The following is a 17,522-nucleotide window of genomic DNA, read 5'->3' on the forward strand; positions in this document are numbered from 1 at the left end:
CGGCTTTTGCCTGTCTGTCTATTTGCGACTAGGACGCTTCTTCCGGCGCCTGCGTGGCCTTGACGAAGATGGGTGCCACCAGCAAGCCCAGCTCGAACAACAGGCACATCGGGATGGCCAGCGAGAACTGGCTGACGACGTCCGGCGGCGTGACGATGGCGGCAATCACGAAGGCGCCCACGATGATGTAGGGACGCACTTCCTTGAGTTTCGCGATGCTAACCAGCCCCATGCGCACGAGGATCACCACCACCACGGGCACTTCGAAGGTGGCGCCAAAGGCCAGGCACATCGACATGACGAAATCGAGGTAGTTTTCGATATCGGGCGTGACGGCAATCGACGAGGGCGAAAAGTCGCTGATGAAGTGGAAGACGCGGCCAAACACAAAGAAATAGCAGAAGGCCACGCCGGCCATGAACAGCAGGGAAGACGAGATGACCAGCGGCGCGATCAGGCGCTTTTCATGCGTGTACAGGCCGGGGGCGATAAACGCCCACATCTGGTACAGCACCCAGGGCAAGGCGACGATGAAGGCGATCACCAGGGTCACTTTCATCGGCACCAGGAAGGGCGAGATAACGCCGGTGGCGATCATTTTCGAGCCGGCCGGCAGCGAGGCGATCATCGGCGCGGCAATAAAATCATAGATATGCGAAGGGCCGGGCCAGTAAAACAGCACGGCGCAGACGACGGCGATACCGATCGAGGCCTTGACCAGGCGGTTGCGCAGCTCGACCAGATGCGAGATAAAAGTTTCTTCCACCGGGGATTTGCTACTCATGAGTAAAAGGAGGAGGAACTGGCGCGCGGACGGAAGCGCGCCACGCGGGCGGCCGCCGACTGCACGTGCAGCTTGCCGCCGTGGCGCTGCTTGTACCAGCCAGGGATGGCGGAATTGCGCACCAGCTTCTTGCGGCGGAATTCGCGCGCCTTGCGGGCCAGGTCGTCATTGGTGGCGCGCAGCATGGCTTCATGGGCATCGTGATGCGCATCATACGCGCTCGAATCGCCGCGCCAGGCGTTTTCCACCTCGGCCAGGTTGCCGGAGATCGAGTTTTCCACGCCATGCATGGATTTCTCCACGCTTTGCTTGACGGAATGGGCCGCATCCTGCACTTCCTTCTGCAGGTTTTTCAGCTCTTCCATTTCAATTTCGCGCGAGACTTCGGATTTCACCTGGTTCAGGTAGCGTTGCGCGCGGCCATATAGAGTACCGGCCATGCGCGCCACTTTCGGCAACTTTTCAGGGCCGATGACTATCAACGCAACCACGCCGATGATGGCGATTTTAGAGAGACCGAGATCGATCATAAGCGGACAAGGGCTGTTACCGGACGAGGCAAGCGCCCCGCCACGCTATCAGAACTTGCTTTTCTCTTTCGTCTCGACGTCGATGGTGCTTTTGTCGGCCACTTGCGATGGCGCAGCAGGAGGGGTATTGGCTGCCGGGGCGTCATCTTCACCCTTGACGCCATCCTTGAAGCCTTTGACGGCCTTGCCGATATCACCGCCGATATTGCCCAGTTTCTTGGTGCCGAAGACCAGCATGACGATGACCAGAACGATTACCCAGTGCCAAATACTCAATGAACCCATCACATTCTCCTTGCGGGACGGTGCCCGAATAGCGTCAACCAATGCCGGTAGTATACACGTGAACCCGGCGCGCAGCGAAATCAGTGTTGACCGCGCCAGGGACGGGGACCGCCGTACACATGCATGTGCAAGTGATACACCTCTTGCCCGCCGTTCGGGCCGCTGTTGAGCATGGTCTTGAAGCCGCCGGCAGGCGTGCCATCGGCGTCATACGTGACGGCGCAGCCAAACTCGGCAGCGAGTTTCGGCGCCAGGCGCAGCAGCTTGCCCAGCATGTCCGTATGGCTGTCGTCACAGTCGGACAGGCTGGCCACGTGGCGCTTCGGGATCAGCAGCAGGTGCACGGGGGCGGCCGGGTTGATGTCCTTGAAGGCCAGCAAGTCCTCGTCCTCATACACGATGGACGCAGGAATTTGTTTTGCAGCAATCTTGCAAAAAATACAGTTATCCACGCACGCTCCAGTAGGTCAGTGTTTGTCTGTTTCGCCGGCGTCGCGCAATTCATCCTTGCGTGCCGCCTTTTCTTCCAGGCCGGACAGGCCTTCGCGGCGCGCCAGCTCGTCGAGCACCTGCTGCGGCGTCAGGTCGAACTGCGCCAGCATCACCAAGCTGTGAAACCACAGGTCGGCGCATTCGTACAGGACCTTCGACGGGTCGTTGTCACGGCGCGCATCCTTGGCGGCCATCACGGTTTCCGTCGCTTCTTCGCCGATTTTTTTCAAAATCGCATCGTCGCCCTTGGCAAACAGGCGCGCGACATACGAGGTGGCGGGGTCGCCGCCATTGGCCAGCTTGCGCGATTCGATCACGGCGGCCAGGCGCTTCAGGGTTTCACTCATTTGCTCTTGCTTTCCGCGTAAATCGTCTCAGGATCTTTCAGGACGGGGTCGGTGACCTGCCATTCGCCCGTTTTTTCGTCGCCTTCGAATTTCTGGAAGAAGCACGAATGGCGGCCCGTATGGCAGGCGATGCCGCCCGCCTGTTCGATTTTCAGCAAGACCACATCTTCGTCGCAATCGAGGCGGATTTCCAGCACCTTTTGCGTGTGGCCGGACTCTTCGCCCTTGTGCCACAGTTTCTTGCGCGAACGGCTCCAGTATACGGCTTCGCCCAGCTCCACCGTGCGCGCCAGCGCGTCGCGGTTCATCCAGGCAAACATCAGCACGTCATTGCTGCCCGCTTCCTGCGCGATCACGGGCACGAGGCCGTGCTCGTCCCACTTGACCTTTTTCAGCCACTTGGCATTGCTTGCTACGATGGTTCCGTTTTGCATGTTCTTCTATCCTGCTGATATTGACTGCTGCTATTTACGCCAGGCGCATGGGGATGCCCTGCTGCGCCATGAAACGCTTGGCTTCCTGCACCGTGTGCTGGCCATAGTGGAAAATGCTGGCGGCCAGCACGGCGTCCGCGCGGCCCACCTTGATGCCGTCGACCAGGTCCTGCAAGCCGCCCACGCCGCCCGAGGCGATGACGGGAATGCTGACGGCGTCGGACACGCCGCGCGTCAAGCCCAGGTCGAAGCCGACCTTGGTGCCATCGCGGTCCATACTGGTGAGCAAGATCTCGCCGGCGCCCAGGCTTTCCATCTTTTTGGCCCATGCGAACGCATCCAGGCCCGTGGCCGTGCGCCCGCCATGGGTAAACACTTCCCACTTGCCGGGTGACACTTGCTTGGCGTCGATGGCGACGACGATGCATTGCGAACCGTGCTTTTGCGACGCCTCGTACACGAGTTGCGGGTTCGTCACGGCCGAGGTATTGATGCTGACCTTGTCGGCGCCCGCGTTGAGCAGCCGGCGCACGTCTTCCACCACGCGCACGCCGCCGCCCACGGTCAGCGGAATGAACACTTGCGACGCGACGGCTTCGATGATGTCGAAGATCAGGCCGCGGTTGTCGCTGGAAGCGGTAATGTCGAGGAAAGTGATTTCGTCGGCGCCCTGCTCGTCATAGCGGCGGGCGATTTCCACCGGGTCGCCGGCATCGCGCAATTCCGTGAAATTGACGCCTTTGACGACGCGGCCATTGGTCACGTCGAGGCAGGGGATGATACGTTTTGCAAGCATGATGGTATCCAGATTGTCGCCAGGCCGGGCGTGCGCAGGCACGCTCCCGGCCGGGCTGGCTTAAACGGCGGCGTCGGTCAGTGCGTCGGCGCGTTCTTGCGCCTGCGCCAGGTCGATCGTGCCTTCATAGATGGAACGGCCGCAGATCACGCCTTCGATGCCTTCGGCCTGGACCGCGCACAGCGCTTCCACGTCGCCGATATTGTGCAGGCCGCCCGAGGCGATGACGGGGATCTTGACGGCTTGCGCCAGCTTGACGGTGGCGTCGATATTGATGCCGCCCATCATGCCGTCGCGGCCGATGTCCGTGTAAATGATCGATTCGACGCCGTAGGCTTCGAATTTTTTCGCCAGGTCGATCACTTCGTGGCCCGACATCTTGCTCCAGCCATCCGTTGCCACTTTACCATCCTTGGCATCGAGGCCGACGATGATGTGGCCGGGGAAGGCGCTGCAGGCATCGTGCAGGAAGCCGGGGCTTTTCACGGCCGCCGTGCCGATGATGATGTAGGTAATGCCGGCGTCGAGGTAGCGCTCGATGGTGTCGAGGTCGCGGATGCCGCCGCCCAGCTGCACGGGGATTTCCTCGATGTCGTTTTCCACGGCGAAATCCTGCACGGCTTTCAGGATGGCCTTGACGGCGCCTTCATTCTTCGGCTTGCCGGCAAAGGCGCCGTTCAGGTCGACCAGGTGCAGCCGGCGCGCGCCTTGCATCAGCCAATGGCGGGCCATGTCGGCCGGGTCTTCGGAAAATACGGTGGCAAGTTCCATATCGCCTTGTTTCAGGCGTACGCAGTGACCGTCTTTGAGGTCGATGGCGGGAATGAGCAGCATGGTCAGTGTGATTTAAAAGTGAGTGAAAGGCGGACAAAAAGCCGGAGAGCTAACGTTAAGGTTGCCAGTGAACGAAGTTCTTGTACAGCTGCAAGCCAGCGGCAGCGCTTTTTTCAGGGTGAAACTGTGTCGCGAAAATATTATCACGGGCGACGGCGCAGGCGAACGGCGCGCCATAGACAGTCTCGCCCACCGTGTGCGCCGCCTCTTGAGGTTGAGCAAAATAACTGTGCACAAAGTAAAAATACGCGTTGTCGGCGATGCCATCCCACATGACATGGGACGCCGTTTGCCGCACTTGGTTCCAGCCCATTTGCGGCACCTTGAAGCGCGAGCCGTCTTCCTGCACCTGGCCGTCGAGCTGGAAACGCACGACTTTGCCTGGCAGCAAGCCCAGACCGGCCGCATTGCCCTCTTCGCTGCCGTCGAACAGCATTTGCTCGCCGATGCACACGCCCAGCACGGGCTTGCTGTCGGCGGCGCGCAGCAGCGCTTCAAGCACGCCCGATTCGCGCAGGCTGCGCATGCAGTCGGGCATGGCGCCCTGGCCCGGCAAGACGATGCGGTCGGCGCTGTCGATGTCTTCCACAGTGCCGGAAATGCGCACGTCGGCTTCCGGCGCCACGGCGCGCAAGGCCTGCGCCACCGAGCGCAAATTGCCCATGCCGTAATCCACCACCACAATTTTATTCATGTTTGATCCCGGAATCTACAATATAGCGAGAGCGGCGCTTACAGGCTGCCCTTGGTCGATGGAATGATGCCGGCCGCGCGCTCGTCGAGCTCGGCAGCCATGCGCAGCGCGCGGCCAAAGGCCTTGAACACGGTTTCGCATTGATGGTGGGCATTCGTGCCGCGCAGGTTGTCGATATGCAAGGTCACGCCCGCATGGTTGACGAAGCCGCGGAAAAATTCCAGGGTCAGGTCGACGTCGAAGCCGGCGATCATGGCGCGCGTAAACGGGATGTGGTATTCGATGCCCGGGCGACCCGAGAAATCGAGCACCACGCGCGACAGCGCCTCGTCCAGCGGCACATACGCGTGGCCGTAGCGGCGGATGCCCTTCTTGTCGCCGATGGCCTTGGCCACGGCCATGCCCAGCGTGATGCCCACGTCTTCCACCGTATGGTGGTTGTCGATATGCACGTCGCCCGTCGCTTCGATATCGAGGTCGATCAAGCCGTGGCGGGCGATCTGGTCCAGCATATGGTCGAGGAAGGGCACGCCGGTATTGAGCTTTTGCTGGCCCGTGCCGTCCAGGTTGAGGGCGACGCGAACTTGCGTCTCATTGGTGTTGCGCGTGATTTCTGCGGTGCGGTTCATGGGAGGCTCTGGCGGTAGGCTAAACGAGGGATGCCTTGAAGGCATCGTAAAAAAGGGAATTTTCTTCCGGGGTGCTGACGCTGATGCGCAGGCAATTGGCCAGCGCAGCATGCATTTTACTCATATTTTTAATTAAAACCCTGCGGGCAAGCAGTTTTGCGCAAACATCGTCGGAATCCGCCACACGAATCAGAAGAAAATTTGCCTTCGACGGGAATACCGTCACGCCGGGCAGCTGCGCCAGGCGCAGCGCCAGATCGTCGCGCGCGCTGTTGAGCAAGTCCGCCTGGGCATTCAACACGTCGATGTGATCGAGCGCGAATTCGGCCGCCGCCTGCGTCAATACATTCACATTGTATGGCGGGCGCACTTTCTCGAATTGCGCCAGCAGGGCCGGCGCGGCCGACATGTAGCCGAGGCGAATGCCGGCCAGGCCCAGTTTCGACACGGTGCGCATCACCACCAGATTCTCGAACTCGGGCAAGCGGCCCATGAAACTGTGCTGCGCGAACGGTTCATACGCTTCGTCGACGACGGCGATGCCCGTGTCACCGAGCGCCGCGAGAATGCGCTCGATGTCGGCGCTGGCAAACAGGTTGCCCGTCGGGTTGTTCGGGTACGCGAGAAACACCAGCGCCGGGCGATGCTGTTCAATCGCCGCCAGCATGGCCGGCATGTCCAGGCTGAAGTCGGCCTGCAGGGGCACGCCGACGAAATCCATGCCGGCAAACTGCGCCGAGCGCGCATACATGACGAAGGCGGGCACGGGCGCCAGCAGCACGGCGCGCTTGCCCGGCTCCTGGTGGGCGCACGCCATGGCCAGGATGGAAATGAGTTCATCGGAGCCATTGCCCAGCATGACGTCATAGCCGGCGGGCACGCCCAGCTTGGCGCAGATGGCTGCCTGCAGGCTGGCGTACGACGGCGGATAGCGGTTCAGCGCCACGCCGGCCAGGCGCGCGCCCAATTCCTCGCGCAGATGCGGCGGCAGCGGATACGGGTTTTCCATCGCATCGAGTTTGATGTAACCGCTGGCATCGGCGACCTGGTAGCTTTTGACGGCCCGCACATCGGAGCGCACGGTGTTGCTGATTAACTGATCGAGGAAAGACATGCTGCAAACACTCCTGATGAAATTAAATGACGACGTCTTCCGGCACGCTAGCGCTGCGCGCCTTGCGGGCCGGCGTTTTTTTCACGGCGGGCGGCTTTTTCACGGCGGCCGGCTTTTTGGCAGCCGCCGGCTTTTTCGCTGCCGCCCTGGCGGGCTTGGGCGCGGCCAATGTGGCCGGTTCGGCCAGCTCCTGCGTCAATGCCGCCAGGCGCTGCTCGATGATGGCGCAGTAGTCGGGATTCAGTTCAAAGCCGACGAAATCGCGCCCGCAGCGCTTGGCCGCCAGCGCCGTGGTGCCGCTGCCCATGAACAGGTCGAGCACCACGCCGCCGGGCGGGCACGAAGCCTTGACCATGCGCTCGATGATTTCGAGCGGCTTTTGCGTCGGGTGGTCGGCCCGTTCCGGGTGTTCCTTGTGCAGGCGCGACACGCTCCACAAGTCTTTCGGGTTGTAGCCCACTTCCAGCCATTTGGCGCCGATGAAGATCGAGCGCGAACGGGCTTTCTTGGTGGCCGCGTCGTAGGCGATGCGCACCGCGTCAAGGTCGAAGTAGTAATCCTTGCGCTTGACGAAGAAGCCGATGGTGTCGTGCACCGAAGAAAAGCTGCGCACGCTGCCGCCCATGGACGGCACGCGGCGGTCCCAGATGATTTCATTCATCATCGCCATGCGCTGCTTCAGCATGACGAAGATCTCCGGCGAATAGCGCCAGGTCAGAAAAATATACAGGCTGCCGTTGGCCTTCAGCTTGGGCAGCGCCGCATCGATCCATTCTTCCGTCCAGCGCAGGTAGTCGGCCACGGACTGCTGGTCCGAGGCATTGCCGTAATCCTTGCCCAGGTTGTACGGCGGATCCGTCAGGATCAGGTCCACCGAGCCATCGGGAATGCGCGCCAGCCCCGCCAGCGCATCTTCGCAATAGACCCGGTTGACCCAGTCCGGCTGCTCCGCCAACTTCGTCATGGCTGCGGCTTCAGGCGCAGTTCGGCGCTGCGCGCGTGCGCCTGCAAGCCTTCGCCATACGCCAGCGTGGCGGCGACACGGCCCAGGGTTTGCGCGCCCGCTTCACTGACGTGAATGATGGACGAGCGCTTCTGGAAATCGTACACGCCCAGCGGCGACGAGAAACGCGCCGTGCGCGAGGTCGGCAGCACGTGATTGGGACCGCAGCAATAGTCGCCCAGCGATTCGGACGAGAAGCGGCCGAGGAACATGGCGCCCGCGTGGCGGATCCGCTCGGCCCACTGCTGCGGGTTGTCCGCCGAGATTTCCAGGTGTTCCGCGGCGATGCTGTTGGCGATCTCGCACGCTTCTTCCATGCTGCGCACCTTGATCAGGGCGCCGCGGTCGGCCAGCGAGGTGCTGATGGTGGCCTGGCGCGGCATCGTCGGCAGCAGCTTGGCGATGCTCTCTTCGACTTGCGCGATGTAATCGGCGTCAGGGCACAGCAGAATCGCCTGCGCCAGTTCGTCGTGCTCGGCCTGCGAAAACAGGTCCATCGCCACCCAGTCAGGGTCCGTGGTGCCGTCGCACAGCACCAGAATTTCGGATGGCCCGGCGATCATGTCGATGCCGACGATGCCGAACACGCGGCGCTTGGCGGCGGCCACATAGGCATTGCCGGGACCGACGATCTTGTCCACGGCGGTGATGCTCTGCGTGCCATACGCCAGGGCGCCGACAGCTTGCGCGCCGCCGATGGTGATCACGCGCGTCACGCCGGCGATTGCGGCGGCGGCCAGCACCATCTGGTTTTTCACGCCGTCCGGCGTCGGCACCACCATGATGATCTCGCCCACGCCCGCCACGTGCGCGGGAATGGCGTTCATCAGCACGGACGATGGATACGCTGCCTTGCCGCCCGGGACGTAGATGCCGACTCGGTCCAGCGGCGTGATTTTTTGCCCCAGCACCGTGCCATCGGGCTCGGTGTAGCTAAAGCCGCGCAACTCCTCGCGCTGGCGTTCGTGGAAGGCGCGGATGCGCTGGGCGGCGATCTGCAGCGCCTCGCGCTGCGCCGATGGCAAGCCGTTCAGGGCCGCCTGCAATTCGGCTTGCGAAATATCGAAGGCCGCCATTTCCGCCGCGCCGCCATGCGGGATGCGGTCGAAACGGTTGGTGTATTCCAGCACGGCGGCGTCGCCGCGCGTTTTCACATCGGCGAGGATTTTTGCGACCGACGTTTCAATCGCCGCATCGGTGCCCGCCTCGAACGCCAGCAAGGTGTCGAGCGATTGTTGGAAACCATCCTGGCTTGAATCGAGCTTGCGTATCTGTATCGGCATAATCGGCTTTCTGCTACTGAATAAGTCTAGGCTTGCGAAGCGGTTTGCGAGGCGCGTTCAAACGCCTCGATGATCGGCTGCAAGCGCTCGCGCTTGAGTTTTAACGCCGCCTGGTTGACCACCAGGCGCGACGAAATTTCCATGATGTGCTCGACCTCGACGAGGTTGTTCGCACGCAGGGTACTGCCCGTGCTGACCAGGTCGACGATGGCGTCGGACAAGCCGACCAAAGGCGCCAGCTCCATCGAGCCATACAACTTGATCAGGTCGACGTGCACGCCTTTGGCGGCGAAATGCTCGCGCGCCGTGTGCACGAACTTGGTCGCCACGCGCAAGCGCGCGCCCTGATGCACGGCCTTTTCGTAGTCAAAACCGGCCTGCACCGCCACCGACATGCGGCAGGAAGCGATATTCAGGTCAATCGGCTGGTACAGGCCTTCGCCGCCGTGTTCGAGCAAGACATCCTTGCCCGCCACGCCGAAATCGGCCGCGCCGTACTGCACGTAGGTCGGCACGTCGCTGGCGCGCACGATGATGACGCGCACGTTCGGATCGTTGGTGGCCAAAATCAGCTTGCGCGAGGTCTCCGGGTTTTCCAGCACCTTGATGCCGGCCGCTTCCAGCAGCGGCATGGTGTCCTCAAAAATGCGGCCTTTCGACAGCGCCAGAATCAGCTGGGAGCTGTCACCGTTATTCGATCCGTTCATGCTCGTTCCTTGTTATTTGATGCGTACGATGTTGGCGCCCACGGCCGACAATTTCACTTCCATGCGGTCGTAGCCGCGGTCGAGGTGATAGATGCGGTCGATCAGGGTTTCGCCATCGGCGGCCAGGGCCGCGATCACCAGCGACGCCGAAGCGCGCAGGTCGGTCGCCATCACGGGCGCGCCGCGCAGCTGCTTGACGCCGGCGATGATGGCCGTGTTGCCTTCGATGGTGATGTCGGCGCCCAGGCGGTTCATTTCCTGCACGTGCATGAAGCGGTTCTCGAAAATCGTCTCGGTGACGCGGCTGGCGCCATTCGCGATCGTATTGACGGCCATGAACTGCGCCTGCATGTCGGTCGGGAAGCCCGGGTATTCGGTGGTGCGGAAGCTGACGGGGTTCGGACGGGCCGACATCTCGGCGCGGATCCAGTCGGCGCCGAAGGTCATCGTCAGGCCCATGGCGCGCAGCTTGTCGAGCGCCGCATCGAGGATATCGGTGCGTACATTGCGCAGGGTGATGTCGCCGCCGGTGGCCGCCACGGCGCACAGGAAGGTGCCCGTTTCGATACGGTCGGCGATCACCGCGTGCGAGGCGCCGTGCAGCGCGTCGACGCCCTGGATCACCAGGCGGCTGGTGCCGATGCCGTCGATCTTCGCGCCCATGGCCACCAGCAGGTGCGCCAGGTCGGTTACTTCCGGTTCGCAGGCGGCATTTTCCAGGATGGTCTCGCCTTCGGCCAGGGTCGCGGCCATCAGCAGATTCTCGGTGCCGGTGACGGTGATCATGTCGGTGACGATGCGCGCGCCTTTCAGCTTGGCGCACTTGGCGTAGATGTAGCCCGCTTCGATGCGGATCTCGGCGCCCAGCGCCTCCAGGCCCTTGATATGCTGGTCGACGGGACGCGAACCGATGGCGCAGCCGCCCGGCAGCGAGACCTTGGCTTCGCCGAAGCGCGCCAGCAGAGGGCCGAGCACGAGGATCGAGGCGCGCATGGTTTTCACCAGTTCGTACGGCGCTTCCAGGGTATCGATGGCGCTGCCGTTGAGGAGCACGCGGTCGCCGTCCTGCTGCACTTTCAGGCCCGTCTGGCCCAGCAGTTTCAGCATGGTGGCCACGTCGTGCAAATGCGGCACGTTCGTCAGGTCCAGGTCGCCCGCGGTCAGCAGGCCCGCGCACAGGATGGGCAGGGCGGCGTTCTTCGCGCCGGAGATGGCGATGTCGCCGTTCAGGCGGTTGCCGCCGTTGATGAGGAGCTTGTCCATGTGCTTATCCTTGGAATTCTTCAGGTGTCAGGGTTTTCATCGACAGCGCGTGGATTTCCTCGCGCATGCGGTCGCCCAGCGCCGCGTAGACGATCTGGTGACGCTGGATCAAACGCTTGCCGGCAAACGCGGGCGAGACGATCACGGCCTGGAAGTGCTGGCCATCGCCCTCCACTTCGAGGTGCGTGCATTCGAGGCCGGCCGACAGATAGCCGTGGATCAGTTCTGGAGTGGTGGTCACGATAAGTCCTTGATATTGAATAATGTAGTGATGTGATGTGCCGCAATCAACGGCGCAATTAATGACGCAAACGATAGCCGCTCTTCAGCAGGCGGATCGACGCCAGCGCCAGGATCACGAGGAAGCCGGCGACGATGGAAAGACTGAGCCACGGGCTGACGTCGGACACGCCGAAGAAGCCGTAGCGGAAGCCGTCGATCATGTAAAAGAAGGGGTTCAGATGCGATACCGTCTGCCAGAAGGCGGGCAGCGAATGGATCGAATAGAACACGCCCGACAAAAAGGTGGCCGGCATGATCAGGAAGTTCTGGAAGGCGGCCAGCTGGTCGAATTTCTCGGCCCAGATGCCGGCGATCAGGCCCATGGTGCCCAGCATGGCGGCGCCGAGGAAGGCGAAGACGACGATCCACAGCGGCGCGACAAACGACAGGTCGGCGAACCAGCAGGTGATGGCAAACACGCCAAAGCCCACGGCCAGGCCGCGCGCGACGGAAGCGAGTACATACGCCGAGAAGATTTCCCAGTGCGACAGGGGCGTCAGCAGCACGAACACCAGGTTGCCCGTGATCTTGGACTGGATCAGCGAGGACGAGGAATTGGCAAACGCGTTTTGCAGCACGCTCATCATCACCAGACCGGGAATCAGAAAGGCCGTGTAGCTGACGCCGGGGCTCGGCTCCACGCGGCCGTCGAGCACATGGCCGAACACCAGCAGGTACAGCATCGACGTGAGCACGGGCGCGGCCACGGTTTGCGTCGCCACTTTCCAGAAGCGCAGCGTCTCTTTGTAGACGAGGGTGCGAAATCCTGTCGAAATCATACGGTACCTTTATCCATGATCTGCAAGAAGATATCTTCCAGGTCGGCTTGTTGCAATTGCATTTCATCGATTTCGGCGCCCGCTTCACGCAGGCGGGCGAGGATTTTTTCGACTTCGCTGTATTCGTTGACGCGCAGGCTGAACTTGTTCGGCGCCTGCTGTTCTTCCGGGTGCAGCACCAGGTGCCGCAGGTCGGCCGGCAGGCTGCCGTTTTTGAGATGCACCTGCAGCTGCGAGCCGGCGATGCGGCGGATCAGGGCCGACATGGTGTCGAGCGCCACCACCTTGCCCGTTTTCAGCATGGCCACGCGCTGGCACATGGCTTGCGCCTCTTCCAGGTAGTGGGTGGTCAAGACGACCGTGTGGCCGCCTTCGCGGTTCAGGCGCGAGATGAACTTCCACAGGGTCTGGCGCAGTTCCACGTCGACGCCAGCGGTCGGCTCATCGAGCACGATGACGGGCGGCTTGTGCACCAGCGCCTGCGCCACGAGCACGCGGCGCTTCATGCCGCCGGACAGCGCACGCATATTCGTGTCGGCCTTGCCGGTCAGGTCGAGGTTTTCCATGACCTCGTCGATCCACTTGTCGTTGTTCGGCAAGCCAAAGTAGCCGGATTGCAGGCGCAGGGTTTCGCGCACGGTGAAAAACGGGTCGAACACCAGTTCCTGCGGCACCACGCCCAGGTTGCGGCGCGCATTGCGGAAGTCCGTGACGACATCGTGGCCATGGATCTTGACGGTACCCGCGTCGGGGCGTATCAGGCCGGCGATGATGGAAATGAGGGTGGTCTTGCCGGCGCCATTCGGGCCAAGCAGGCCAAAGAATTCGCCTTCCTCGATGGCCAGCGACACGCCGCCCAGCGCCTTGAGCGATTTATAGCTCTTTTCTACATTCGTGATTTGAATTGCGGTCATGTGCTTGTTTCAAGTGTAATGCGTCTGGTGTGATGCGCCAGTTGCCGGAGACATCCAGGCCGGCAGGCCGGTGCAGGACGCCGCCTTCAGGCGAGGACGGCGCAACAGTCAATTATAGTTGGAAAATTCGTGGAACACTTGGAGATCAATCCGGCGGCGCTGCTGGCCTGCCGGCTTGAAAGCTACTGCTGATGCGGGGAGTGGGACAGGATCAATGATGATGCAGGTCGGACGGGCTGCGTTCGGCGTGGCCGCCGGCGCTGGCGCAGTCGTCGGCGCTCAGGGTGCTCGACACGAGCGAGCACACGCCATACAGCTTGGTGAGGTTTTTCAGGTTGTTCGGCAGGTTTTTCAGCTCCAGCACGGCGCCGGCATCCTGCGCGGCGCGTTGCCACGTCAGCATGACGGAGACGGCTGCCGAATCGACGGCCTTGACGTTGCGCAAGTCAAACTTCGTCTGGCCCGAGCGGATGGCGTCCAGACCCTGCTCCAATGCCGAAGTGGCATTGTGCACGGTCAGGGAAGTCAGGGACTGCAAGGTGTCGAGAGAGTCGGGCATGGCGTCGGGCTGCGCTGGTCTGGAACTGGGTCAGGAGCTATATGATAGCCGATTATTTGGCTTTGGCAGCGGGACGGCTGGCCAGGGCCTTGTTTTTTGCCGACAAAGTCTTGATCAGGCCATCGATGCCGCCCTTGCTGATCTCGCTGGCAAAGCTGCTTTTGTACGTTTCCACCAGCCACGCGCCCAGCACGTTGATGTCATAGATCTTCCAGCCGGACGGGGTTTTCGCCACGCGGTAGTTCAAGGGCACGGGTTCGCCGCGCGCCACGTTCACCTGCGAGCGCACTTCCACTTCCGTATCGCTAGGATCGGCGCGCAGCGGCTTGAATTCCACGGTTTCGTTCTTGATCTGCGACAGGGCGCCCGAGTACGTGTAGATCAGCAGGGTGCGAAATTCCGCGGCCAGCTGCTTTTGCTGGTCGGGCGTGGCATCGCGCCAGTGGCGGCCGGCGGCCAGGGCCGTCATGCGCTGGAAATCCACGTACGGCAAGATCTTGCTTTCCACCAATTCGGTGACGCGCTTGATATCGCCAGCCTGGATGGCCTTGTCGGACTTGGCCGTGTCGATCACGTCCTGGCTGATGCGCTTGACCAACACGTCCGGCGCTTCCACGGCGGGGGCGGCCTGGGCGGCGGTGGCAAAGGCGATGGTGGCCATCGCCAGCAGTTGTTTCATCAATTTCATGGTTCTACCTTTCATGGTGTTGCTATGCACCGGCTGGCGTTGATCGCAGCCGTGGTGTTCTTGAATCCAGTTTACTCCTGCGGCCTGGCTTCGGAGGCAACGGTATTGCTACCAGATGTTACGAGGTCCGCTGGCGCCACCGCCGCGGCGGCCGTGGCCGCAGGCGCGTCATTGGCAGGCTGCGGTTTTGGCTCGTACTCGGGCTCGTAGTCGCTGCTGTCGTTTTTTGGCACTTTGCGGTCGCGGCGGTCCGTATCGCCATCGAACACCTTGCTTTCGCGCGCCTGCAGGAAGCCGTCGCGGATGAATTCATAACGGTCCAGCGCGGCCGCTTCCATCAGATTGGTCGCGTCGAGCAGCGCGGCGCGCTTGTCGACCACGCGCGTCACCGTACCGATATTGCGCACATAGGCCGGATCCTTGTAGCGCCATGGGTCGCCCGCGATATCGAGCGGCAGGGCCGCCGTGTCGCGCACGGTCGATGGGCCCAGCAGCGGCAGCATCACGTACGGACCAGACTGCACGCCATACCAGCCCAGGGTCTGGCCAAAGTCTTCGTTATGCTTCGGAATGCCCGCCTGCGAGGCGATGTCGATCAGGCCGAAGATGCCGAAAGTCGAGTTCATGCTGACGCGCACGACGTCTTGCAAGCCCGCTTCGCCCTTGCCTTGCAGCAAGTTGTTCATGGCGCTCCACACATCGGACAAATTGCCGAAGAAGTTGCCCACACCCGTTTGCACGAACGAAGGCGTCACCTTCTTGTAGGCTGTGGCGACCGGTTTCAGGGCCACCTGGTCGACGGTGTCGTTGAACTTGAACATGGCGCGGTTGTACCCTTCCAGCGGGTCGCGCGGATTGGTGCCGGTGGCGCAAGCGCTCACGCTGGCGGCGATGGCCAGGGCCAGGCCGATACGCGCCAGGCTGCCTTGGGATTGTTTGGTCGACTCGCTCATTTGCTGTCCTTTCCTTCCGCTGCCTTGCTGTAGATGAACTGATTGATCAGGTCTTCCAGCACTGTGGCCGATTGAGTACGGGCGATCTTGTCGCCCTCTGCCAGGTTTGCCAGATCGCCGCCTGCTTCCAGGCCGATATATTGCTCACCCAGCAAACCGGCCGTCAAAATCTTGGCCGAGCTGTCTTTCGGAAATTTGTAGCCATCTTCGATGTCGAGTTTCACCAGCGCCTGGTAAGTCTTGTCGTCAAAGACGATTTCCGAGACCCGGCCCACCACCACGCCAGCACCCTTGACGGGCGCCTGCGGCTTGAGGCCGCCAATATTGTCGAACTTGGCACTAATGGTATACGTCTTGCTGAAAGACAGCGAGCTCATATTGCCGGCCTTGAGCGCCAGAAACATCAATGCCGCCACACCGAGCAAGACGAACAAGCCGACCCAGACATCCAAAGATTTACGTTGCATAAACAATCCTAAATAATTTTTACTTGCCGCCACCTGCGCAGAACACTGCCCAGGCCGATAATTTTGTCGCCTATCGGCAATTACTTGCTAAACATCAAAGCCGTCATCATGAAATCGAGCCACCACACCATCAACGACGAAATGACCACCGTGCGTGTGGTGGCGCCGGACACGTCTTCCGGCGTCGGCTGTGCCTGATACCCCTGGAACAGCGCGATGAACGTCACCGCGATGCCGAACACCAGGCTCTTGATGGTGCCATTGCCCACTTCTTTCCATACATCCACGCCGCCTTGCATCTGCGACCAGAACGAGCCTTCATCGACGCCGATCAGCACCACGCCGACCAGGTAACTGCCGACGATGCCGACGGCCGTGAAGATGGCGCCCAGGATCGGCATGGCGATCACGCCGGCCCAGAAACGGGGCGCCAGCACGCGCTGGATCGGATTGACGGCCATCATTTCCATGGCCGACAACTGCTCGCCCGCCTTCATCAGGCCGATTTCCGCCGTCAGCGAGGTGCCAGCACGGCCGGCGAACAGCAGCGCCGTCACGACGGGGCCCAGTTCGCGCGTCAGGGACAGCGCCACCAGCAAGCCCAGCGACTGCTCGGCGCCGTACGTGGTCAAGGTGTAATAGCCTTGCAAACCCAGCACCATGCCGACGAACAGACCGGAGACGGCGGTAATCACCAGCGAGCGGTTACCGATAAAAAACAGTTGCTCAATCACCAGGCGCGGACGGCGCCACAGGCCGCCCGACGAGGCGATGATGATAAAAAACGAGCGCACGGCAAAGCCGAGGTCTTGTACCGAACGACGCAACCACGCTCCGATCGCCGCCAGGAAACGCGCGATCATCGGCCGCCCCCCGTCTGCAGACCCAGGTCGTCGGCCAGCGACTTGCCCGGATAATGGAACGGAACGGGGCCATCGGCCTCGGCATTGACGAACTGCTTGACGTAGGGATGCGTCGACACGGCCATCTCGGCCGGCGTGCCGTGCGCCACGATCTTGCCCGATGACAGAAAATAGACGTAATCAGCGATGGCGAAACACTCCTTCACATCGTGCGATACCAGGATAGACGTGGAGCCCAGCGCATCGTTCAAATTGCGGATCAAATTGGCCGTCACGCCCATGGAAATCGGGTCCAGGCCGGCGAACGGCTCGTCGTACATGATCAGTTCGGGGTCGAGTGCGATGGCGCGCGCCAGCGCGACGCGGCGGCCCATGCCGCCCGAGATCTCGGCCGGCTTCAATTGCGCTGCATTGCGCAGTCCCACGGCGTGCAGCTTCATCAGCACCAGGGTGCGGATCAGCTCTTCATTCAAGTCCGTGTGTTCGCGCAGGGGAAACGCCACGTTCTCGAACGCCGTCAAGTCCGTAAACAGGGCGCCGTGCTGGAACAGCATGCCCATCTTGCGGCGCAGCTGGTATAGCTCGTCGGTTCCCAAGGTATGCACGATCTGGCCGTCCACATTCACGGAACCGGAACTGGGGCGCAGCTGCCCGCCGATCAGGCGCAATACGGTCGTCTTGCCACTGCCGGAGCCACCCATGACGGCCACAACTTTTCCACGTGGGAAATCCATTTGAAGGCCCGATAAAATCGAACGTTCTCCATAGGCAAAGTGTAAATCACGGATCTCAACAAGATTTGGCACGACGAAGCTCACTATT

General features: G+C 61.7%; 24 protein-coding genes. All 24 read right to left on the minus strand.

The genetic code is table 11. The features are described from left to right. Positions 1 to 28: 28 nt before the first annotated feature. A complete protein-coding gene (gene tatC, locus FG13_RS18055) occupies positions 29 to 784 on the minus strand; it encodes a twin-arginine translocase subunit TatC (RefSeq protein WP_035823092.1) in 756 nt (251 codons plus the stop codon). After that, positions 781 to 1,314: a Sec-independent protein translocase protein TatB gene (gene tatB / locus FG13_RS18060; protein WP_035823094.1), complete on the minus strand. Its 534-nt coding sequence runs from the start codon at positions 1,312 to 1,314 to the stop codon at positions 781 to 783. The genes tatC and tatB overlap by 4 nt, the downstream gene beginning before the upstream one ends. Positions 1,315 to 1,362: 48 nt before the next feature. Next, positions 1,363 to 1,599, minus strand: coding sequence for a Sec-independent protein translocase subunit TatA (tatA, locus tag FG13_RS18065; protein WP_034780931.1), 237 nt, complete (start codon positions 1,597 to 1,599; stop codon positions 1,363 to 1,365). 80 nt (positions 1,600 to 1,679) lie between these two features. Beyond that, complete coding sequence (locus tag FG13_RS18070; protein WP_035823096.1) at positions 1,680 to 2,051, minus strand: histidine triad nucleotide-binding protein; 372 nt, start codon at positions 2,049 to 2,051, stop codon at positions 1,680 to 1,682. Between the two features lie 15 nt (positions 2,052 to 2,066). Then, positions 2,067 to 2,438: a phosphoribosyl-ATP diphosphatase gene (locus tag FG13_RS18075; RefSeq protein ID WP_034753849.1), complete on the minus strand. Its 372-nt coding sequence runs from the start codon at positions 2,436 to 2,438 to the stop codon at positions 2,067 to 2,069. Beyond that, positions 2,435 to 2,872 carry a phosphoribosyl-AMP cyclohydrolase gene (gene hisI, locus FG13_RS18080; RefSeq protein WP_034753847.1) on the minus strand — a complete coding sequence of 146 codons (438 nt, stop codon included), beginning with the start codon at positions 2,870 to 2,872 and terminating at the stop codon, positions 2,435 to 2,437. Before hisI ends, FG13_RS18075 begins: the two co-directional genes overlap by 4 nt. A gap of 34 nt (positions 2,873 to 2,906) precedes the next feature. After that, positions 2,907 to 3,668: an imidazole glycerol phosphate synthase subunit HisF gene (gene hisF / locus FG13_RS18085; protein ID WP_035823098.1), complete on the minus strand. Its 762-nt coding sequence runs from the start codon at positions 3,666 to 3,668 to the stop codon at positions 2,907 to 2,909. A gap of 60 nt (positions 3,669 to 3,728) precedes the next feature. Then, positions 3,729 to 4,502, minus strand: a complete 774-nt coding sequence (gene hisA, locus FG13_RS18090) for a 1-(5-phosphoribosyl)-5-[(5-phosphoribosylamino)methylideneamino]imidazole-4-carboxamide isomerase (protein WP_035823099.1) — start codon at positions 4,500 to 4,502, stop codon at positions 3,729 to 3,731. Between the two features lie 55 nt (positions 4,503 to 4,557). Further along, positions 4,558 to 5,196, minus strand: a complete 639-nt coding sequence (hisH, locus tag FG13_RS18095; RefSeq protein ID WP_080753288.1) for an imidazole glycerol phosphate synthase subunit HisH — start codon at positions 5,194 to 5,196, stop codon at positions 4,558 to 4,560. A 38-nt stretch (positions 5,197 to 5,234) separates the two neighbouring features. Next, positions 5,235 to 5,825, minus strand: coding sequence for an imidazoleglycerol-phosphate dehydratase HisB (hisB, locus tag FG13_RS18100; protein ID WP_010402123.1), 591 nt, complete (start codon positions 5,823 to 5,825; stop codon positions 5,235 to 5,237). Positions 5,826 to 5,844: 19 nt separating this feature from the next. Further along, on the minus strand, positions 5,845 to 6,939 hold the full coding sequence (hisC, locus tag FG13_RS18105; RefSeq protein WP_035823101.1) for a histidinol-phosphate transaminase: 1,095 nt from the start codon (positions 6,937 to 6,939) through the stop codon (positions 5,845 to 5,847). A 22-nt stretch (positions 6,940 to 6,961) separates the two neighbouring features. After that, a complete protein-coding gene (locus FG13_RS18110) occupies positions 6,962 to 7,903 on the minus strand; it encodes a DNA-methyltransferase (protein ID WP_035823102.1) in 942 nt (313 codons plus the stop codon). Beyond that, a complete protein-coding gene (gene hisD / locus FG13_RS18115) occupies positions 7,900 to 9,225 on the minus strand; it encodes a histidinol dehydrogenase (protein WP_035823103.1) in 1,326 nt (441 codons plus the stop codon). Before hisD ends, FG13_RS18110 begins: the two co-directional genes overlap by 4 nt. 26 nt (positions 9,226 to 9,251) lie before the next feature. Next, a complete protein-coding gene (gene hisG, locus FG13_RS18120; protein WP_035823105.1) occupies positions 9,252 to 9,932 on the minus strand; it encodes an ATP phosphoribosyltransferase in 681 nt (226 codons plus the stop codon). Between the two features lie 12 nt (positions 9,933 to 9,944). Next, a complete protein-coding gene (gene murA / locus FG13_RS18125) occupies positions 9,945 to 11,195 on the minus strand; it encodes a UDP-N-acetylglucosamine 1-carboxyvinyltransferase (RefSeq protein ID WP_035823107.1) in 1,251 nt (416 codons plus the stop codon). A 4-nt stretch (positions 11,196 to 11,199) separates the two neighbouring features. After that, complete coding sequence (locus FG13_RS18130) at positions 11,200 to 11,436, minus strand: BolA family protein (RefSeq protein WP_034753824.1); 237 nt, start codon at positions 11,434 to 11,436, stop codon at positions 11,200 to 11,202. Between the two features lie 58 nt (positions 11,437 to 11,494). Then, positions 11,495 to 12,256: an ABC transporter permease gene (locus tag FG13_RS18135; RefSeq protein ID WP_034753822.1), complete on the minus strand. Its 762-nt coding sequence runs from the start codon at positions 12,254 to 12,256 to the stop codon at positions 11,495 to 11,497. Beyond that, positions 12,253 to 13,170, minus strand: a complete 918-nt coding sequence (locus FG13_RS18140) for an ABC transporter ATP-binding protein (protein ID WP_035823109.1) — start codon at positions 13,168 to 13,170, stop codon at positions 12,253 to 12,255. The genes FG13_RS18135 and FG13_RS18140 overlap by 4 nt, the downstream gene beginning before the upstream one ends. A 211-nt stretch (positions 13,171 to 13,381) precedes the next feature. Beyond that, complete coding sequence (locus tag FG13_RS18145) at positions 13,382 to 13,729, minus strand: STAS domain-containing protein (protein WP_035823111.1); 348 nt, start codon at positions 13,727 to 13,729, stop codon at positions 13,382 to 13,384. Positions 13,730 to 13,781: 52 nt separating this feature from the next. Continuing rightward, a complete protein-coding gene (locus FG13_RS18150; RefSeq protein WP_035823115.1) occupies positions 13,782 to 14,417 on the minus strand; it encodes an MlaC/ttg2D family ABC transporter substrate-binding protein in 636 nt (211 codons plus the stop codon). A 71-nt stretch (positions 14,418 to 14,488) separates the two neighbouring features. Then, entirely contained in the window at positions 14,489 to 15,370 is an 882-nt protein-coding gene (locus FG13_RS18155; protein WP_035823117.1) for an MlaA family lipoprotein, read from the minus strand. Further along, the gene (gene mlaD, locus FG13_RS18160; RefSeq protein ID WP_034753810.1) at positions 15,367 to 15,837 is read right to left on the minus strand and encodes an outer membrane lipid asymmetry maintenance protein MlaD; all 471 of its coding nucleotides are present in this window, start codon (positions 15,835 to 15,837) and stop codon (positions 15,367 to 15,369) included. The genes FG13_RS18155 and mlaD overlap by 4 nt, the downstream gene beginning before the upstream one ends. A gap of 80 nt (positions 15,838 to 15,917) precedes the next feature. Then, positions 15,918 to 16,700: a lipid asymmetry maintenance ABC transporter permease subunit MlaE gene (gene mlaE / locus FG13_RS18165; RefSeq protein ID WP_035823119.1), complete on the minus strand. Its 783-nt coding sequence runs from the start codon at positions 16,698 to 16,700 to the stop codon at positions 15,918 to 15,920. After that, the gene (locus FG13_RS18170; protein WP_034781028.1) at positions 16,697 to 17,506 is read right to left on the minus strand and encodes an ABC transporter ATP-binding protein; all 810 of its coding nucleotides are present in this window, start codon (positions 17,504 to 17,506) and stop codon (positions 16,697 to 16,699) included. Before FG13_RS18170 ends, mlaE begins: the two co-directional genes overlap by 4 nt. Positions 17,507 to 17,522 lie beyond the last annotated feature (16 nt).

It is taken from the genome of Janthinobacterium sp. RA13 (assembly GCF_000745325.1).
Classification (GTDB): domain Bacteria; phylum Pseudomonadota; class Gammaproteobacteria; order Burkholderiales; family Burkholderiaceae_D; genus Janthinobacterium; species Janthinobacterium rivuli.